A 17,766-nucleotide genomic window follows, 5' to 3' on the forward strand; every position below is an offset into this window, starting at 1 on the left:
TAAAACTTCATCTGTTTTTGATGCGTGGTTAGAGAATTTGCCAAATCCTACAGCTTTATCTGCCATAGCCAAAAGATTGGACATGTTGCGTACCCATGGGCATCTTGGCGATCACAGGCACATCACGGGGCAAATCTTTGAAATGCGTATCCACATAGGTGCAGGTTATCGTCTCTATGTGGCTAAAAAGGCAACATTCTAGCCATCTTGCTCTGTGGTGGGGACAAAAGCACGCAGAAAAAAGACATCCAAAAAGCTCAAGAAATCCTAAAGGAGTTTGCATGGTAACTTTCAGTGACCTTGACATCAGTCGTTATCTCAACACAGAAGAAAAATGCCTAGCCTACTTAAACGCCATGCTAGAAGATGGAGATGAAGCGCAGATCAAACGCGCCCTGCAAGACATCGCCAAAGCCAGGGGCAAGACCCTTAAAACCCCGCATAAAAGTCTTTTGCAAGCGTTGAAAGAGCTGGGGATCAAACTAGAAGCCAAAGCATTTTGATATGCTTATTTAAAATTCAAAAAATTCAAGCGAGCTATACTCAACAGTACTCTTTGGATCGCTTTGAACGGGTCATAGAGCACGAGGTTAGGAGTTGGGAGTATCAGACTATAGTTTTGGAGTTTAAAGCGGTTGTGGGGGGATTGTGAGAACTTTAAAAAACGATGTTTGAAAAAACTCAAGACAAGGATAGCTGACAACAGCTTGGGTTACAAGATATCCTTGCACAGGCGATGGAGTGGTTTTTAAAAACCCTTTGACAGAAATCCCACTCGTCTTTAGCGGGTAGGATGAATGCCATAATTTGTGGTACAATGCTTCCATGCATTTGTATTTACGGCAGAGGGTGTCGAAAGTTACACCTTTGGGGATATGATGCATGAGACCTATAGGAAATTGTGTTGGAGCTCAAACTCTGTAAAATCCTTCTATCCATAGGGACATAGAGTGAGAACCAAGCTCTCTCTACGAGCAACATCGACCTAGGAAGCCCGAGTGTTTTTAACATTTGGTGCTTCACCAATATTTGCAAGCAGTACTACTTGATGTGCAAATTCGGTTTGAATTGTTGCGATTATCTCGCGACCTTGATTGTGCCAAACTTCGCATGATAGCGTTTGAGAGTGTGCCAGATTGTGAGATTGATAAAATTAAAGACCAAGTAAGATCAACCATTGCTCACTACAAAAATGATAACCCCGAAACCGCATTAAAAATCCCTTTGCATGTTGTGCTTAAAATACAGATTGTGCTCGCGCAGTATGCCTATCGGTTTGACTTCTATGACCCTTACGATGATACGTCTGTGTATATCCAACTTTTGCCATTTTGCCAAACCCCTAGACATAAAGAGCTATGGGAAATAGAAGTTATTGCACTCAACCCTAACAACCCTAACAACCCTAACAACCCTAACAACCCTAACAACCCTAACAACCCTAACAACCCTATAAACGATGGGCTAGCAATCATCTTAGAGCACGCCACAGAGTGGATAAATTCATACCACGATACACCCCCACATCGCCAAATACTTCTAAGCGGGATCGGTGCAAGGGCAAGGGCAAACGCAGAGGCAAGAAGTAGATCAAGAGTAGATTAAAGCCCCTACGGCGTTTGAGTAGCAAACTAGCCAAAGCGAGCGTTAGCGAGTGTGCCCTTTATGGGCTTGCAAAGTTTGCCCTTGCAGGGGGCTTTTTGTGGAGTTGTATAAAAACTCTTTTTGCTTGCAATTCGTGCTAGAATACTAGGGAGATCAATACAAGGGTATTCTATGGCAAAAGACTACAGCAAGATGAGTAGGCGGTTTTTAGAGGGGCTAGAGAGCCGATTAGGCAATGAGATTATTAGGCTCAGAGATAAATACCAAGACACAAAAGCCAAACATGAGAGGGAGCTCAAGGCTTTAAAGAGCAAGACTGAGCGAGAGATTGAGGCGTTTAAGCCAAGATGAACAAAGGGATTGCAGCGTTTGAGAATAGGGGGAAAGAGAGCTTGAGGCTATCAAAAAGCAGGGCGAGGATAAGACAGCGGAGCGTGTTGCAATGCACTCTAAAATGTATCTCTCGCCTATTTTGTGGGCTTGCTCCGCGGTGCAAGTGCTGATAACTCCGCCCTCTTTCTCTAGCTTGTTGATCCATCTAGGGAACAAATAGCTAGGGGGCAATTCTCTCGTGTTGTGATCTAGCTGTTTCTTGTTTCTTTTGAGCTTCAAGCTCACAAACCCCGCCCCCTCATTTTCTTTGATGAGCTCTCTAACCTTTGCCTCAATCTCTGCTTGCTCTTTGCTATCTGTGGGGGGCGTTAAGGCATTAGGCACTAGGGGGATATTTCGGGGGGTTGGATAGGCTCTAGTTCTTGCAAGATGTCCTCAATCTCAAAGGGTATATTTATGCTATTTTCTATTTCTACCTCATTGTCCGCATTGTCTAAGAGAGCTTGTAAGGGGGCTTGGGTTTGCTTTAAGTTTTCTTGTTGGCTGTTTGTGTTATTATTTGGCACTTTGTTGCTCCAAAATAAGGTAGGGTTTTAACTTTCGCTGTGTCAAAGTTTGGGTTAAAACCACTGGACGGGTTTACGCTAGCCAACACATTTAACTCGTTGTCTTACCAAAAACTAACCTAAAATCCAAACAAACCCCGATGTGCGTTCGCTTTGTCTGTCATCAAAGATAGGTCTAGTTATTCTAACAACTAGACCTAGCCACTTGTCGCCATTAACAACTAGGTTCAGTTATTCTAATAACTGAACCTCACAACTAAAAGCCAAAAATCCCAAAAAAGCCCTTGCCATTTCTTGAACTCTGTAACCCTTGTCTGATCCTGCGCCCTTGTTTTAGCAAACGTTTCAGATTGGCACGGCATTAGCTTACAAATGCCTTAACTCTCATTTTCATTGCTTAATCGTCTTTAAGCTAGGTTTGGCGGTGCGCTTGTTTCTTTTAGCTATATGGGCTTAATTTACTTGTGCGCCTTTGGCTCAAGGTTTAAAGTGGCTATCTATGCGCGCAACAAACCTACGCGCCTTTGGCTCAATATTTTGGCTCTTGCTTTTGCAACTAGGGGGTGTTGTGTCGGTTTTATCCACAAGATGAGAATTTGGGGCGTTTTGGCATTGGGGCGTTCGGACGACTTCTAACAGCCTATTTTCACAGGTACAATGCCCTTGTGTGCGGGGTTGCTAGCATTGTGGGGAGTGGCTCTCAAGTAACTGTTTGTTGGCTGTTAGTGGCTGTTAGAAGTGGGTTTTAACACCCCGCAATGCCCTTGTGTGCGGGGTTGCGTGGGATCAAAATGAGCGGTGTTTAAAAAATCCAACTTTAACTTGACTTATTCTATTTTATTGATATTACCATTGTTCGTTTCGTCTTATTTACTTTTTACATTTTTTCTTGGAGTAAAGGTCGTTACATAGCTAACACTTCTAACACCATCGCATTTTAGGGCATCGCACTTTTTGGTGTTATAGTCCCAAAACCCCGCACACAAGGGGGCTACAAGATGTTAGAAGCACAAGTCCCGAACAGCCTCTTACAAGGGGCAAAACCTCTAACAGCTAACAGGCATAACTCGGGTGGATTTTTGCTCTATAACTGAACTACCTACAACAACAAAAAACGCCCACAAACCTTAAATTTCTCTCTCTTAAAGACATGGAGCTTTCGTAAGATGTCGGGTATTTGGGTCTAGTTAAAATCCATCATCTGATCGCACACACTGCATTTTGTTCTTTTGCCTTTGTCTTACGGCGGCGTGTGGGCTTTGGGGGGGCGGGGGTGTGTCAGGCGGGGCTGAAAGCTCTGCACTGCCAAAGCTCTGAAGTAAGCTATGACTAAGTGGCGGGCTTTTGTTCTTTGCCATCGCTTGATCTGATAGCGTGCAAGATGTGAAACTACTCCCAAAGCTCAACGCCAAAACACGGGGGTCATCATTAGTAAGGACAATGATGTTAAAATAACCCAAGTCAAATTTGAAAGTGAGTTTCTTTGAGCAAGAGTGATTGGCGTTTTGGGTTGGTGTTGGTCTTTGTGTCTATTCTGCTTTAAAGCGTGAAGTTTCTAACGAAATTGCAAAAGCTTTTTATCATGGCTGATTACTAAGGGGCACACCGCTAGGATTGACTTTGCTTTCATGTCCTCTAGTAAGGTGTTTCTTGCATGGTTATCATTTCTCATTGTTGTTTAGTTATGCTACAATGCCTTCATTACCAATAAAGGATGTCCATGCCACAAAAACCAAGTTCCCAAGAATACGCCAAAAAGCTCCAAAAAGTGCGCGCTAAGTGCAAAGAGGGACTAAAAAACCCCGAAATCTTGGCGGTTTATCAACGATTGGCACAAAAGTAGGTATTTTATCTCGATCTGCAAACTGCGGTTGAAATCCATGATGAAATCCTAGAGATCACGCAACAAGTAAAGTTTTAGGTGTAAGTATCCAAACACTGGGAAGCTGGGAGAAAAAAGGTTTGCTAAGGCCGATAATCACATAGGAGGTTTTTTGTGCAATACAATCCGCAGTTTTTAAACAACAAGAGCATATTAACTCCACGACAAAAGCAACAATTAGACGTTGTGGATTATAACTTTAGTGATTTTATAGAGCTACAAGGGTGTATAGAAAAACTGCGTTTTGATTTTATCTATTCTTCTGCCCAAATTGAGGGTAACACTTATAGTAAGTTAGATACGCTTGCCTTGCTAGAAGAGGGGTTGACTGCGGGGGGCAAGAAATATAGCGATGCCAAGATGATTTTAAATTTGCGCAATGCCTTTGATATGATCCTTAAAGAAAATTTGCCCATTAGCCTAGAAACCTGCCAAAACCTGCATGCGATTTTGTCTGATGAGCTGGTTACCCCAAATAATTGTGGCATAATGCGTAATCACGATATTACAGGGATAATAGGCACTTCTTATCTACCGCTCGCTTATGGGGATAAACTCCATACAGAGATGAAGTTTTTATTCAAAACTTATGAAACTATTGAACACCCCTTTGAGCGGGCTATTTACTTGCACAACAACCTATGTTATTTGCAATATTTTGAGGATTGTAATAAGCGCACAGCAAGGTGTATGCAGTTTTTATCATTAAAGAATGATAACAAAATGCCCTTAGTGCTTATAGAAGATGATCCTAACTTATACAAACAATATCGGGGAGCCTTGATCGCTTATTATGAAAGTGGAGATTATCAAAATTACTTGGATTTCTTTTGTAAGGCTTACCAAAAAGAAACAGAATTTTTGCAAGAGGTCCAAGAATTAAATAAATGCCATGGCAAGAGTAAAAAGTAGAATCACAGATCAAAAGAGTGGCAAGAGCGAAATCACTCTAATGCCCACTAACACAAGGCTATTTGTGGTAATCTCCACCTCTCTTATCCTCGTGGGCTTGCTCTTGGAGTGTGGGTGCTAGTTTTTGCCACTCCCTCAAACGGGCGACATCTTCCAACAACTGATCGGCACAGCCTTTCAAATACTCGGCATTATCGGGGTCTAGCTTTTGCGTGAGCAGATACACTTCTCCCAATAGCGTTTGCAACGCCTGCTCTTGGGTTGTTTGCAATAGGCGGGCGTTTTGCTCCTGCAAATCGGCGATGGTTTTGTCTTTAGCCCTATTTTGTTCTTGTAGAGATTTATTCTTCACTTGCAACTCTTTAAGGGCGTGGTTATCTGTGGGCTTATCCACAATAGGGGCGGGGGCGGTTTTCACCTTAGCTTTGATTGCTTCTAGCTTGTCTTGGGGTGTGAGACTGCTGTCCTGCTCCTTTAGATCAAGCAATGCGCTGTAAAGGGCGTTTATGGCGTTTTCTAGGTTTGCACTGATCTCCCCCGTCTCTTTTGCTTCTTTCTTGGTACTCTCTTTCTCTTTGGTGAGCGTGGCGATGGTGTCGTTTTTATCCTTGATAGCTTGGGCGTGTTCTTGCTCTTGGGTTTTTAGTTGTTTCTCTGCTGTTTGGGTCTTGCCCGCCTGCTCTTGGAGCTTGGCAATGCACTTTCTAAGCTCTTTGATAGAGTATGCAAGGATATTAAACCCAGACCCGCCCACCTACTCGCAAAGCGCGGCTAAATCTGCACTGGCTTGTCTAATGTCCTTCTTAAGTCTATCTCTACCCTCATCTACCCTTTTGGGAATATGGTTACTCACCAAACAGCAAAACAACCTCAGATCATCTAGCTGCCTATGGGGACTGAGGTAATCCTTGTATAGTTCCTTGTATTACTCGGCGGTGGCATTTACCTTGTCCTCCACTTCATCGGGGCTTAGATAGCCATTGTCTTTGGCAAACACCGCCCCCATATCCCGAAAGATAGCCAAAGCCACACGCTGAAACTCTGCAAAATCTATCGCTTGCTCTTTTGCTTGCTCTGCCCATTGCTCTAGCTGGCTAAAATGCTCCCGCTTAAAGCCTTTACCCACCATTGCCTTGCGCAATGCTTTGCAAAACCCTTTATCTTATCTTGCCTTGCCTTGCGCTCTTGCTCTAGGATTTGCTAGGCGGTGTTGGCTTGCTCTTGTAAGGCTTTTACCTCATTAGGGGCTAAGTGGTCTTTGTATTGCTCTTGTATCTCTTTCTTGGTGGTTTCCTAGTTGCCCTTGTGCTTGCGCTCTAGCTTGCTCCATTAACCGCCCATAAGCTCTAGGCTCAATGCGTTTGCGCCCACTCTTCTCTACATACTCGCCCCTTTGCATACCCAAGATAGTAGCGACTTCCGTTTGCATGTCCCTAGCCACTTGGCGTGTGATATACTCCTTACGATACATGCTCTTGTCTGTAATGGGGTGCAGGGTTACAAACTCTAAAGGGGCGTGGTGGTTGATCTGTTCTTTTCCCTCATCATCTACATACCCCTCATCTATATGGATAGCAATGTAATAGCATTGAAATCCATACTTATCCCTGAAGTGTTGGGCTAGTTGCTCTAAGTTTTGCATGGTGCTGGTATCCTTGAGATTAACTACCGCACTCTAGAGATAACTCTTGGCTTGGCTTCTCTGCTTAAACTGCTGATAATAAACTACCATTGCCTTTCTGCACAAGGCTATCTCTTAAGGCTAAAAGCCTCCTGCGCACTCCTATTGCACTCAACGCCTAACCCACCACTCTCTAACACATAGCTAGGTGCAATACTGCGGTCGTTGTGATTGACTTGATATTTAACTTCGTGGGTTTAAAATTGACTGAGGCAATGCTCCCCATTGACTAACCCCTTTGGTGTGAGTTTCCCATCTCTCTAGGTGAAGAGAAGGTTTTACTTGCCCTCTCCTTGCTTCTTAATGAGCATTTGGCTTGCTTGTTTTTGCTGTTCTTTGATCTCATCAACCTTAGCACCTGCTATTCAAGGTTATGTTTCGCTCTATCGCGCTCAAACTCTGCTTGCAATTTGTTTGTCTAAGCGCGCTACCTTGTCCGCTAACTCTCGGGTTGTCATTTTGTCTAAGGTTTTCACGCTTTTGCCCTTTTGGGTCTGTGTAGGTTTATCACTCATAACTTTATTTCCATGTGGTTGTCCTGCGCCTTTAGCTTGCACACCCTCATCTGATTGATTATCCACATTATCCATAAAAAACCCCTTTAAAAAACATCGTTACATTATACCACACTAAAAGCCCCGCAGGGCAAATTTTTCAAACGCTTTATGTGTGTCCCTTTAGGGTGGAAATTTATAAATTTTCCACCCCCGCAAGGGGGGACACTACGCAAACTTGTTTGGTAAGTTTGCCCTGCGGGGCTAGAGATAAGATAGATGAGTTAGGTTATATACATAGGTGTTGATTAGATGTTAAGACTACTTAATCAAAATAGAGGAAGTAATGCGTGCACACAACCACCAAAGAAGTCAGCGATGAGATTTGCCATTAGTGTCCCTAAGCCTAGCAACTTGTCGAGTTTGAGAAGTGGGAGCAGATCGCGCTAGGGGTGATTGAGTATGATGTGTCTGTGGCGCGTTTTAGCGAGGGCTATAGCACCAAGCACCAGCGCGCTGGCAAGAATGTGATAGGCTTGCACCCATTTCTCTTTTACGATGTGGATAACGATAAGGACGGCAAGAAAAAGCCTTTGAGTGTTAAGGGCGCGTGTGATCTGTTAGCACGCTATGGCATTGCCTTTGCCATCGTGCCTTCACGCAACTACAAGAAACTCAAAGAAAACGATTCACGCCCTAATGTAGAACGCTTTAGGATCATCATTCCCCTTGAGAGTGCCCCGTCTATTGAGCTTGTCAAGGACAAAGAGTTGTTTCGCAAGTTTCAAGAGCTGTTTGCTCAAAAACTAGGATTAATCACTTATGTGGAGATGCCCCCTTAAGAGATATGGCACGCTACTATGCCAAGCACGAGACACCGCCATTAATGCAACCTATCATCATGCAAGGGCGTTTAGCACGCGTAGATAAGATACTTCAAATGGCAACACAAGAGATCACCAAAGCACGCCAAGCAAAAGAGGTGCGCCTAGCACAAGCAAAAGAGAGATACATGCACCCTACAACGCCAAAAGCACATTCTATGTCTGTAGGTCAAAGGAGCATTGTCATTGCAGATGTGCACAGAATCAATGCGATCCCCATTGCTGATCTCATCAAAATCTTAGAGAATGTGGTGCAAGAATACAAGGAAGGGAGTTATCGCATGCTCAAAACCGCTACGGCTAAGTATTCCATCACAGAGAATAACATTGCCTATGACTTTAAGAGCGGAGAGAAGTATGGCGTATATGCCTATCTTGCACGACAGTTCAGCACCTCTGTGTGGAATAACATCGCGCGCAAACTAGGAAAGCGATTAGGTTGTAGTTTTCTTATGCTTGACCCAGCCTTTGGTGATGTACTTAGAAACGCGATAGCTGGAGCGCATAGCCGACAAGAGGTAGAGCGCACACTCAAAGCTCATTATGGTGTGTAGTTTGTCAGATTTAAACACAACTACATTAGGGTAGCAGATCAGTATTTGGACTGCCCAAGTGTAGAAGATAGAGAACGCTACCTAGCACTGCCTCCTGTTGGCTAAAAAATCCTCCACTTCACTTAGGTCAATTCATTGAGGCCTTATACTTAGGTAAACTTGCTGTGGTTAGTTTGCCCTGCGGGGCTATAATCCTGCGAGGCTAGCAAGGAGTTCAGCACGACAACCGATAAAGAAATTCTACGCGAGCAATGGTTCTTGCTAAAGATGAGCTACTTCAGAGAGCTTGAGCGTTTGCGTGATGGTGCAAGAGTGCTTGATGAAACAGAACGCACAAAACTAGCTCACAAACTCTTACAATGGCAAGAGCAAATCCAAGCAATGGAAGCAGAACTAAATCTGCAAGAAGGGAGTAATTAGCATTAGTGTTCCAACGGCAATAGAAGTGATAACGAAGTATGTGAGCATTGAGTTTCCAGTTTTTGATTTGCACATATACCGATTTTTCTGTTTAATTTGCTAACAAATCCTCCACTTCACACCTAGTCGTCCAACTATGACTCGTGTCGATCCAACCGACACCACTCAACCACACAGAATCTCTTTCTCAAAAGCTACGCGCGCCTCCTCCGATGTGCTATGGAGCGACCAAATCTACTAGGCGCGCAATCCCACATCGTGGACTTAATTAGAGTGTAATCTAATGTGTTGTTATGGTTTAGATGTGGTGAGATGATGAGGTTGAGGTTATGAGATCGATGATGTCTTTTGTTTTTTGTATTCTAACATCATCGCTGTGTACTTTTAGTTTTGGAGCTATGTGAATTCCTGCTTGAGTTTCTCCTGTTAGGTGTGCTAGGGCAACATGTAAGCCGTTAAGTCTTGCATATTTTATGGATGGAAGTATATCTGTGTCTTTACAGAAAATTAAAAGACGATCTGCGAGTTTATTGTGGGCGATGTGTGAAATGTCTAATCCCAAAAGCATATCTACTTGTTTTTGAACGATGTTTAACTTTGCTTGTTTATTTTTCCTTTGATAATAAATTCCTTTGAATTGCAGTGTTCCTAATCTAAGTGCTACAAATTTTTCATAGGAAATATTATTGATAAATTCATTGATCTTGTTGAACCGGCATTTCATCTTTTCAGTTTGATCTTGATTGTTTTCGAGGTAATGAGAGAGTTCGGAATTACTTTCAGCTTTCTTTTTTAAATCAGCAGGGTTAGTGGGTTTTGCTGTATAGAAGAAGATTCGGTATAGCATTTCATCTTTTTCTAAAAAAGAGTGGATCATAGTCATAATATTAGAACATTTGTTGTAGTCAAAATGTTCTTTGAAGTTTGGATCAGCATTTTGGAGATAGATTAAATCTCTTCTGAGATTTTCCCAATCGATAAGAACAGCAACCTTCATACTTGCCTTTCTTCAAAAGTTTTTAAGGTGAATTGAGTTTGAAGCACAAATAAAGTTGAAAGCAGAACCATTCATTCCCTATCCACAACGGACTAAACATGTGGATGTTGGGGAACTGAACTTGGGATCTTAATAAAATTAGTATTAAAAGTAGCTTAATTTTTTAAGAATATCAATAGAAAATGACCTTAAAAATTGGTTAAAAATGACTGCTCCTATTAATTTAAATAAGCATTCATTAAGAATTTAATCAAATTAAAATGAAAAATAATTGTAAATTAATAAATTTTAATAAAATTTAATTAGGTCAAAAAACCCTTTCTAAGCTCTCCCTCCAAAATCGAATAACCCCCTAAAATAGGGCACTTTAGCCCTCGCGGCACTTGAGCGACAAACTTTAGCAAGCTTGCGAGCGACAACCATCGGTTGGAAAATTTGCTTGTCAACCCTTAAAGGGGACGCACGCGAGCGTGCTTTGGCTAGTTTGTCCTGTGGAGTAAAAAACCTTCAACTTTGTTTAGTAATATCTAGCAGTTTATAGTAAGATGTTACAACACGCGTTGCCGCCAAAGAATTGAAAGTGGTTTAAATGAATAGAAGGAGTTTAAGATGATTTTAACTCGATATACAGTGGAGAGGGCAAGAGTGGCGGAAAGGAGGTTGTGCTATGTTGACTTTAGTTACATTAATATCAGCGTTAGATTTGGTTTTGGCTAAGTTTCATTTGATAGATATCATAGTGATTTTTACATATTGATATCGTAGGTAGTGAGCTTTGGGGGCTTTCGGTTCTTTGGCTGGTTTTGTTTATGTTTTTGAGATTTGTCTCTCTTGTATTTTTTGAAATTTTGGCAGATTGAGGGGGTCTTTCTAGTAGAATGTGAAGGATTCTAGGTGTGTTACCGCGTGGTTAGTTTACCGACCACCCCTCAAGGGGACGCTCATAAGTTCGCTTGTTAGTTTGCTCTTGCAGGGGGCTAATCTTGTGGGCTTATTGATTTTATCAAGGAGTTAGTTCAGTATCGTAGCCCTACATTGACTTCGATATAGTCGCCACCTCCTTCAAATTCTACATTGCACCAGTTATTACTCCCTAGAGTGCGCTCCGCTATTCTCCGCTATTCTTTGTAGTGTTCTGTCCCAACAGAATTGCCCTGTTTGAAAATCTCCTGTTAAACATCCACGCACAAAAGGGAATGTGTTCATGATGCTGAGAGATTGTCCCACCATGCTGAGTGCACGATCATAGACTTCTTGAGAACCCACGCATGTAGTGCCTAAGCAGCAGCATGAAAATTTTGCTTTTGGATTGCGTTTGCCATTCTCGCAATCCCCTGGGGATGTTATCCATTCTGTAGCGTTGATTTTGACTAATGTCCACTCGGGTATAAGGTCGCCACCTTGAGTAATAGCTAGATCGATAAATTCATTATTTCCCACATAGATGGCTACACGGTCAAAAATCGCACTATCTTCAATGTGTGCGACTGTCCCTCTTGCTAGGTAGTTGTCTAAAATCGTTGCCATGTGTGTAATCCTCCCCAATTTTTGCCAGCCGTGCGGCTTGTATGGACCTGTGCACCAAGATGGTTGTCCCCACATGGCACACGATCAAGCGCAGTATCGAAGAGTTTGAAGCCAAGACCAATGTCATAGAAATCCCTCACGCATACACTTGCAAGGACAGGTTCTGCTTCCATTGCAATAGTATTATGAAAGCTCACTACCGCACGTTGGGCTACCAAGAAACGCTAGCCGATCACATCTCAAGTGGCAAAATCGATTTGGAGAATTTGCGCTTGATGATGGTGACTATCAGTCCCAAGAATGTGCCACTAGGCGATCTACGCAACACTGTGAAAGCCTTGAATGCGCATATCCATAGATTATTGCAATCCACCAAAAAGCTCAAATACCGCTTTGCTCCCCAAGCTATATGGGGCTTTATCAGAGGCACAGAGGTGCTAGGGGATAGCTTTGAAACCCAGCTAGGCATTGGAATGACCCATCCCCATATCCACCTACTCTTTGCCGTAGACTGGGATTATTACACCTCCATCATCCCCCCCAAACCCAGTAAGGCAAAGAGACCTAGAAAGTCTAAAAATCCTAAAAAACCCAAGTCCCGCTACCTCACACAGCAAGATTTGAGTAAAATGGTAGCAGAAGAGTTTGCAAGAGGCATCACCATTGATCACGATTATAATATCGTGCTCGATCCCCTAAATCCCGTTAAAACCCCCAAATTTATGCAACTAGAAGGTTGCAATGTGGATATGCGCATCGTCTTTGATGGACGCAAGTTTGCCAACCGCTATAAGAATCGCACTCAAGAGCGTATGCAAGCCAATCTACACGCTGCAATGCGAGAAGTAGTTAAAGGGATGAAGTTTAGCAGTACGGATGAGAACATTCAGCCAGATTTGCAATTTGCCCAAGACTTCTACGATGAGATCAAAACTAATGCCAAAGATGTCTTAGTCTACCCCGATAAAGGTGCTCTAAGCCCTGAAATGTTGCGCAGAATAACTGAAATTGACCGCAAGAATGCCAAAGAATATGAGGAAACAGGCAAGTCCTATGCACCCCTATTTATACAGCTTGCCGAACAGATGAGAGGGCTCAGAAGCTTTGGTAGCGGAGGTATCTTTGCCAAATGCAAACTAACCACTACAAATTGCGTGGATGAACCGCCTCATAAAGCCTCCATCTTTGAGGCAAGCGATGAGGCTTACCACGCTCCATCCCCCAGAGGTGAGGACAAAAAGAAGCCACTAGGTCAATACCTGCAAGAACAAGGGGCGTGTGAGCTACGCGAAGTTAAAACCTACAACCAAGTTGTAGGCAATGAATGCCAGATACTACAAGATGCCTATGGTTTTGAGCTATCAGACTTTGTTAAGGGCTTCATTGACAAGCGGATCAATCTCTTGAGCCAAGAGGAGAGATCGCAAACACAGCGCATATACAAGGCTGTTTCTAAGGGCATTAGAGATCTGAAAGAGTATTTGAATGAAAAGCAGATGGATATCAGAAATCTATCTGAATGGAGCAAGGAATACCCCTATCAATTCAATGTGTGGCACTTACTCAGAGGTGGCACTTACTCAGAGTCTGTTGCGCCTATGCGATAGATTGCATTGGCAATGGCAAGCAGAGTGTATTCTTGCACGAGAACATCTTAGATGAAGAGTTATGCAAAGTAGAAAAGACTTTAATAGGTGTCCATGGTGCAATAGATGTAACAATGGATAGTAGTTGAAGCAATGAGAAAAAATTCTTAGCCCTCGTGGCACTTGAGCGACAAATTTTTCCACCCCTCTGCAAGGGAGAGGACACTCGCTAACGCTTGCTTGGAAAATTTGCCACTCAAACGTCGTGTGGGCTTGAAGAGATTTTAAATGGTGTGGATTGTTAGTGTATAAGCTTTTAATCTCCATACCTCCTAAACCAATTCTCAAAGTGCTTCACGCTTTTAAACACAAAAGGTTCTAAAGCTTTTCTTGGTTTGTCTATGTCTTTGACATCCACTTGGATTTGTCCGCTCTCCAGTGTAGAGATGTGTTTGATTTTGAGATAAGAGGGGATAGCATTGGTGTTCATGTAGAGATTTCTGCCAATGTATTCTGTGAAGTCATTGTTGGGTTTTGTTGCTCGTGTCCGTTTAACTTGTTGGACTTGGTGGGCTCTTGTGATACCTTGAAAGGTTTTAAAGCCATCCTCATTTGTTTTTGATTGGATTGTAGTCTCTGTAGGTTGTGGAGTTTGTGTTGCTTGTAAGTCTAGGGGTTGGTAGCCAGCATTAGCGATGCTCTCTAATAAAGTTTTTTGATTGGGTATCGCCACGCTTTTTTCTTGAAATTCTTTGTGATCTCTGTAGTATTTTGCTACAACCTTGTAACCCTCTTGCTCGCGTTGTATGTTCTCAATCACAAAAAAGACATTGGGCTCTTTAGGTTTGCAAAACGCCATGCCTAGAGTTTGCATCATCGCCTCATCTTGTTTGGTTTGTTTGCGTTGTTTGATGGATTTCTTGATCTCTTTGATGGCTTGCTTGCTTGTAATCTCCCATGCGATGGTTCTCAAATCTCTTTGGGCTTGTTCTTTGTCCTTGCTTGTCTTAGTGAGTGGTTGGAAGTAGAATTGGATGTGGGTGATGCGATTGCCCATGCCCTTAGTTTTTAGTTTCTCATAGCAAAGATTTTCAAAGTAGGGGAGCTTGTGGAGCTCTTTGAGAGCGGGTTTGAGGATAGCGCGTTCAACTACTTCAAGTAACTTGACACTTGCAGGTATCCCCATCAACTCCCTAAACTCACTCCACTCTCTCTTAGGAGGCACTCCCGTGCTTTTCCATTGCTTAAGTAGTCTATAAAGAGTCTTGGCGTATTTGCTACGGATACCCTGAAACTCCAAGAGTTCAAAGGAAGTGAAGTTAGCGTTTAAGAAGTTGAGCAAGTAACCAAAGTAAGGCATATTCACTTGGATTTCTATGCTCTTAACTTGAGTCTTTTGGGTGTCATGGTAGTTGATCGCAAAGGTCTTAAAGAGCATGTGGCTTTCATCTCTCTTGGGTAAGAGTATCCAAAAGTTAGCTAGTCTAATATTTTTCCAAAGTCTTTTGACAACACCGCTCAACTCATTTTTACTGATTTTAACCGCATGCACCATCGCTTTAATTTCATCAATGTTAAACATCAAGAGATCGTCTTGCTTATCCTTGAGCTTTTGAAAGATCGCAAAGAGCAAGTTTGTTTCTAGTGTGCCCAGCTTGCCTAGAGACACAGAATTGACATCGTTATGAAAAGTAACATACTTTTCAGCAATAGGGTTGGGAAGTATTGGGGTGTTTTGTGTGATGGCTTCGGTTTTTATGGGTTGCTGTGTTGGTTGTGCGGGTGCGAGTTCTGGGCTTGTGGGGAGCGTGGTGGGTTGCTGATCGTGTATGTTTTGCGTAGCTATGTCTTTGGGTTGGACTGTAATTGTCTGTGTGGTTAGCTCTACAAGCTTTTTGAGACATTCGGCTTGTTTTTGCTCTAAAACTTGCTTGATCGCAATATCGCTTTCTGTATCTATAAGGGTTTGTAAAGCTTTAATCTGTTGAGCTATAGCTTGCTGTTGAGACAATATATCCATAACCAAACCTTTTATCTTTACCTGCATAAACCGCATAAAATGTGATTTTTAACTCCCTTGTGTAGGGACTTGAGCCACAAAGTGTCAGATCACTTCGTGTTATCCTGTACCCTTTAAAATCCTCTCTAAAGTTGGCTATTTTTTTCATCTATTTTTTTCTCTAAAATTTTCAAAATTTTTAGCTACAATCTGCGGGCAAAAAACATCGAAAAATAAGGGAAAGCGATGGCTTATAAGCTTGTAGATGCGCCACTGGATTATAAGCCTGATCTAGATTGGATTGATGAGATTGTCAAGCCCAAGAGGGCTAGACTTAATAGAGACACTTATGATGCCAAGCTCTTAATCCGTTTCAATGATTTTGTGCAAAGGGGCGCGCCTTCTGTATTCAAACACGATGAAACAAAGACCCCTGTAGTGATCAAAAACATCGGGCAGATGAAGCGCGCGCATTTGAAAAACGCGCTTATCTATGCGTTCAAAGGCACGGACAAGGGATTAGCCTACACCTAGTGGTTTGAGCAAAAGAGTACGAGGGACATTTTAGAGGAATGGACATCAGGCTTTGACATGCTTAGAGATTGCAATGAAGCGATGCATTTAGTCTTTTTTCTCAAAGAAAAATCCGATGAATTGCTGATGCATATTTACTCCATATGGTGGTTCCATACGGGAAGGTAGCATTAGCTAACACAGGGTGGGGGCTTTATAGACACAATGCACCGGGCTGGTGGTATCATGGCTATTACGATGCAAGTGGGAACTACAAAACAGGACAACACGATCGCGAATACGGACTTAACGCCGATGTTACTATTTCCCAAGTGAAGTGGCATAGTTTTGTGCTCACGCTCACCCCGGGGGATACTCTGCGCGCCTACAAAATAGGCAGTAGCGCCGCACCTTTTTATCTCTGTGTGTGGGACTTTAAGGAAGTTCAGTATTCTTTGCCTTTTGCATGAGGTTTTAGCAAGGATTTAAGGGGGAGAATTTAAGAGAAGTGGTGTTATATTCTCTCTAGGACATGGGGGCTCTCTTTTGGTTATTTGGAGAACTAGGCTTAGACTTAGGGGTTAGGGGCTATAGTGGGTGATGCCCCAAAAAGAGAGGCAACCATGCAAACACTGGTAATAGCGTTGGTGGTTATGACGGTTCTAGCCATGCCATTACATCAACCACATGGGCGGGCAACCGCCCTACTACCAACGCTATTATTCCTAACCCTTGCTTTAAAACTTCTTAACCCTTGCTACCCTCTAAAAATGCGCTAAAGTGGGGCTATGCTAGAGCGCAAGGAAAAACCCCAAGTGAGGGCAAAACAATTTTTATTGAAGTTGGCGCGCGAGCCGGGCATTGTGGTTTTGATCTTAAGCATTGTGCTTGCTAATGTGAGCGTCCTTATAGACTTTTATCAAAAATGCCATTTAAGCATTCTCTACTTTTTGAGTTGGTTTTTGGGGTGGGGTGTTTTTGTGATTCTGCTTAACATGGTGCATTGGAGTTACGGGTTAAGGTATGATACTCTCCCGGGCGTGTTCATCGCGCTTCTTGCATCTAGCTATGCTCTTTATGGCTTGGTTTGTTATTTTCAAAAACGATACAAGCAGATGCTGACATGTTGCCATGTCTTTTTATTTTTATCCTATCTATTTTGGATTTGTGTGATCTTGATGGCTTTTGTGCCTTTTAGATAAATGTTATCTAATTTTGGTTAAAGTCGCCATTATCATCAAGGAGTTTTCATGAGCGAGAGCGAAAAATTACGCGCGGACACCACCGCGAGCATTGGCGATCCTAGACAGCTAACCATGTCTTTTTTGGTAACCCCCAATATGGTCAATTTCAACAATGTCATGCACGGAGGCGAGTTGCTCAACCTTTTAGACAAGGTCGCTTATGTGTGTTCTACGCGTTATTGTGGCTATAGCACGGTAACCTTGAGTGTGGATCGCGTGTTGTTTAAACACCCTATCCCCATTGGCACTTTGGTTACCTTTTATGCTAGCATCAACTATGTGGGCACAAAAAGTTGCGAAGTGGGGATCAAGGTGATCTGTGAAGACTTTAAGGCTAAAACAGCGGTGCACACCAATAGCTGTTATTTTACGATGGTGGCTATGAAGGATGGCAAGACCATGCCCATGCCCCCCTTTGTCCCCCAAACAGACAAAGAGAAAGAACGCCATGAGCGCGCGATTAGGCGTAAAGAAATGCTCAAACGCACCCAAAAAGCCGCCCTCAAAGAGGAGCAAGAACGCCTAACCCAAGCCCAACAGAGTAGTTAGACTAAGGGGCATGGTGGTGT

20 protein-coding genes are annotated in these 17,766 nt (G+C 42.8%); 11 read left to right on the forward strand and 9 right to left on the reverse strand.

Translation table 11 applies throughout. The features are described 5' to 3' along the window. Nucleotides 1-281 precede the first annotated feature (281 nt). A complete protein-coding gene (locus EAO37_RS00505) occupies nucleotides 282-503 on the forward strand; it encodes a hypothetical protein (protein WP_120950913.1) in 222 nt (73 codons plus the stop codon). A gap of 968 nt (nucleotides 504-1,471) precedes the next feature. Here EAO37_RS00505 and EAO37_RS09105 read toward each other — a convergent pair. Continuing rightward, the gene (locus EAO37_RS09105; RefSeq protein ID WP_162982897.1) at nucleotides 1,472-1,639 is read right to left on the reverse strand and encodes a hypothetical protein; all 168 of its coding nucleotides are present in this window, start codon (nucleotides 1,637-1,639) and stop codon (nucleotides 1,472-1,474) included. 137 nt (nucleotides 1,640-1,776) lie between these two features. Here EAO37_RS09105 and EAO37_RS09110 point away from each other — a divergent pair, with 137 nt between their 5' ends. Beyond that, entirely contained in the window at nucleotides 1,777-1,956 is a 180-nt protein-coding gene (locus EAO37_RS09110; RefSeq protein ID WP_162982908.1) for a hypothetical protein, read from the forward strand. 365 nt (nucleotides 1,957-2,321) lie between these two features. Here the strand turns inward: EAO37_RS09110 and EAO37_RS00520 are convergent, their stop codons facing one another. Continuing rightward, nucleotides 2,322-2,504 carry a hypothetical protein gene (locus EAO37_RS00520; protein ID WP_120950919.1) on the reverse strand — a complete coding sequence of 61 codons (183 nt, stop codon included), beginning with the start codon at nucleotides 2,502-2,504 and terminating at the stop codon, nucleotides 2,322-2,324. Between the two features lie 1,720 nt (nucleotides 2,505-4,224). On the opposite strand from EAO37_RS00520, the gene EAO37_RS09780 reads away from it, so the two are divergent. Together EAO37_RS09780 and EAO37_RS00530 are read left to right on the forward strand one after the other, a co-directional pair. After that, nucleotides 4,225-4,347 carry a hypothetical protein gene (locus EAO37_RS09780; RefSeq protein WP_276206391.1) on the forward strand — a complete coding sequence of 41 codons (123 nt, stop codon included), beginning with the start codon at nucleotides 4,225-4,227 and terminating at the stop codon, nucleotides 4,345-4,347. Nucleotides 4,348-4,572: 225 nt separating this feature from the next. After that, nucleotides 4,573-5,298, forward strand: a complete 726-nt coding sequence (locus tag EAO37_RS00530; RefSeq protein ID WP_240451669.1) for a Fic family protein — start codon at nucleotides 4,573-4,575, stop codon at nucleotides 5,296-5,298. Between the two features lie 58 nt (nucleotides 5,299-5,356). On the opposite strand, the gene EAO37_RS00535 is transcribed toward EAO37_RS00530, so the two are convergent. The 4 genes from EAO37_RS00535 to EAO37_RS00550 all read right to left on the reverse strand — a co-directional run bounded on the left by EAO37_RS00535 (nucleotide 5,357) and on the right by EAO37_RS00550 (nucleotide 7,569). After that, nucleotides 5,357-6,052, reverse strand: coding sequence for a hypothetical protein (locus EAO37_RS00535; protein WP_120950925.1), 696 nt, complete (start codon nucleotides 6,050-6,052; stop codon nucleotides 5,357-5,359). A 171-nt stretch (nucleotides 6,053-6,223) separates the two neighbouring features. Next, nucleotides 6,224-6,424, reverse strand: coding sequence for a hypothetical protein (locus EAO37_RS00540; RefSeq protein WP_162982909.1), 201 nt, complete (start codon nucleotides 6,422-6,424; stop codon nucleotides 6,224-6,226). Nucleotides 6,425-6,538: 114 nt separating this feature from the next. Next, nucleotides 6,539-6,940 carry a mobilization protein gene (locus EAO37_RS09375; protein WP_205589712.1) on the reverse strand — a complete coding sequence of 134 codons (402 nt, stop codon included), beginning with the start codon at nucleotides 6,938-6,940 and terminating at the stop codon, nucleotides 6,539-6,541. A 431-nt stretch (nucleotides 6,941-7,371) separates the two neighbouring features. Continuing rightward, complete coding sequence (locus EAO37_RS00550; RefSeq protein WP_120950929.1) at nucleotides 7,372-7,569, reverse strand: hypothetical protein; 198 nt, start codon at nucleotides 7,567-7,569, stop codon at nucleotides 7,372-7,374. A 356-nt stretch (nucleotides 7,570-7,925) separates the two neighbouring features. Here EAO37_RS00550 and EAO37_RS00555 point away from each other — a divergent pair, with 356 nt between their 5' ends. Beyond that, a complete protein-coding gene (locus EAO37_RS00555; RefSeq protein WP_162982910.1) occupies nucleotides 7,926-8,315 on the forward strand; it encodes a hypothetical protein in 390 nt (129 codons plus the stop codon). Nucleotides 8,316-8,320: 5 nt separating this feature from the next. Then, the gene (locus EAO37_RS09480) at nucleotides 8,321-8,911 is read left to right on the forward strand and encodes a hypothetical protein (protein WP_240451670.1); all 591 of its coding nucleotides are present in this window, start codon (nucleotides 8,321-8,323) and stop codon (nucleotides 8,909-8,911) included. Between the two features lie 718 nt (nucleotides 8,912-9,629). On the opposite strand, the gene EAO37_RS00565 is transcribed toward EAO37_RS09480, so the two are convergent. Continuing rightward, nucleotides 9,630-10,328, reverse strand: a complete 699-nt coding sequence (locus EAO37_RS00565; RefSeq protein WP_120950933.1) for an NYN domain-containing protein — start codon at nucleotides 10,326-10,328, stop codon at nucleotides 9,630-9,632. Nucleotides 10,329-11,414: 1,086 nt separating this feature from the next. Beyond that, nucleotides 11,415-11,855: a hypothetical protein gene (locus EAO37_RS00570; protein WP_120950935.1), complete on the reverse strand. Its 441-nt coding sequence runs from the start codon at nucleotides 11,853-11,855 to the stop codon at nucleotides 11,415-11,417. A gap of 41 nt (nucleotides 11,856-11,896) precedes the next feature. On the opposite strand from EAO37_RS00570, the gene EAO37_RS00575 reads away from it, so the two are divergent. Next, nucleotides 11,897-13,462, forward strand: a complete 1,566-nt coding sequence (locus tag EAO37_RS00575) for a protein rep (RefSeq protein WP_162982911.1) — start codon at nucleotides 11,897-11,899, stop codon at nucleotides 13,460-13,462. A 295-nt stretch (nucleotides 13,463-13,757) separates the two neighbouring features. Here the strand turns inward: EAO37_RS00575 and EAO37_RS00580 are convergent, their stop codons facing one another. After that, the gene (locus tag EAO37_RS00580) at nucleotides 13,758-15,461 is read right to left on the reverse strand and encodes a replication initiation protein (protein WP_162982912.1); all 1,704 of its coding nucleotides are present in this window, start codon (nucleotides 15,459-15,461) and stop codon (nucleotides 13,758-13,760) included. 225 nt (nucleotides 15,462-15,686) lie between these two features. On the opposite strand from EAO37_RS00580, the gene EAO37_RS00585 reads away from it, so the two are divergent. From EAO37_RS00585 to EAO37_RS00600, 4 genes are all read left to right on the forward strand, one after another. After that, on the forward strand, nucleotides 15,687-15,974 hold the full coding sequence (locus tag EAO37_RS00585; RefSeq protein WP_120950942.1) for a hypothetical protein: 288 nt from the start codon (nucleotides 15,687-15,689) through the stop codon (nucleotides 15,972-15,974). A gap of 143 nt (nucleotides 15,975-16,117) precedes the next feature. Further along, nucleotides 16,118-16,423 (forward strand): hypothetical protein, encoded by a 306-nt coding sequence (locus EAO37_RS09115; protein ID WP_162982913.1) that lies wholly within the window; start codon nucleotides 16,118-16,120, stop codon nucleotides 16,421-16,423. A 318-nt stretch (nucleotides 16,424-16,741) separates the two neighbouring features. Further along, entirely contained in the window at nucleotides 16,742-17,155 is a 414-nt protein-coding gene (locus tag EAO37_RS00595; RefSeq protein WP_120950946.1) for a hypothetical protein, read from the forward strand. A 48-nt stretch (nucleotides 17,156-17,203) separates the two neighbouring features. Beyond that, a complete protein-coding gene (locus tag EAO37_RS00600; protein ID WP_120945631.1) occupies nucleotides 17,204-17,746 on the forward strand; it encodes an acyl-CoA thioesterase in 543 nt (180 codons plus the stop codon). Nucleotides 17,747-17,766: the final 20 nt, after the last annotated feature.

Source organism: Helicobacter sp. L8, assembly GCF_003660355.1.
GTDB lineage: Bacteria > Campylobacterota > Campylobacteria > Campylobacterales > Helicobacteraceae > Helicobacter > Helicobacter labacensis.

Excerpts from the sequence above, each read along its gene's own strand:
- EAO37_RS00505 (WP_120950913.1), top strand. The coding sequence starts at position 282 with ATGGTAACTTTCAGTGACCTTGACATCAGTCGTTATCTCAACACAGAA.
- EAO37_RS09110 (WP_162982908.1), top strand. The coding sequence starts at position 1,777 with ATGGCAAAAGACTACAGCAAGATGAGTAGGCGGTTTTTAGAGGGGCTA.
- EAO37_RS09780 (WP_276206391.1), top strand. The coding sequence starts at position 4,225 with ATGCCACAAAAACCAAGTTCCCAAGAATACGCCAAAAAGCTCCAAAAA.
- EAO37_RS09375 (WP_205589712.1), bottom strand. The coding sequence starts at position 6,940 with ATGCAAAACTTAGAGCAACTAGCCCAACACTTCAGGGATAAGTATGGA.
- EAO37_RS00550 (WP_120950929.1), bottom strand. The coding sequence starts at position 7,569 with ATGGATAATGTGGATAATCAATCAGATGAGGGTGTGCAAGCTAAAGGC.
- EAO37_RS09480 (WP_240451670.1), top strand. The coding sequence starts at position 8,321 with ATGGCACGCTACTATGCCAAGCACGAGACACCGCCATTAATGCAACCT.
- EAO37_RS00565 (WP_120950933.1), bottom strand. The coding sequence starts at position 10,328 with ATGAAGGTTGCTGTTCTTATCGATTGGGAAAATCTCAGAAGAGATTTA.
- EAO37_RS00570 (WP_120950935.1), bottom strand. The coding sequence starts at position 11,855 with ATGGCAACGATTTTAGACAACTACCTAGCAAGAGGGACAGTCGCACAC.
- EAO37_RS00575 (WP_162982911.1), top strand. The coding sequence starts at position 11,897 with ATGGACCTGTGCACCAAGATGGTTGTCCCCACATGGCACACGATCAAG.
- EAO37_RS00580 (WP_162982912.1), bottom strand. The coding sequence starts at position 15,461 with ATGGATATATTGTCTCAACAGCAAGCTATAGCTCAACAGATTAAAGCT.
- EAO37_RS00585 (WP_120950942.1), top strand. The coding sequence starts at position 15,687 with ATGGCTTATAAGCTTGTAGATGCGCCACTGGATTATAAGCCTGATCTA.
- EAO37_RS09115 (WP_162982913.1), top strand. The coding sequence starts at position 16,118 with ATGGTGGTTCCATACGGGAAGGTAGCATTAGCTAACACAGGGTGGGGG.
- EAO37_RS00595 (WP_120950946.1), top strand. The coding sequence starts at position 16,742 with ATGCTAGAGCGCAAGGAAAAACCCCAAGTGAGGGCAAAACAATTTTTA.
- EAO37_RS00600 (WP_120945631.1), top strand. The coding sequence starts at position 17,204 with ATGAGCGAGAGCGAAAAATTACGCGCGGACACCACCGCGAGCATTGGC.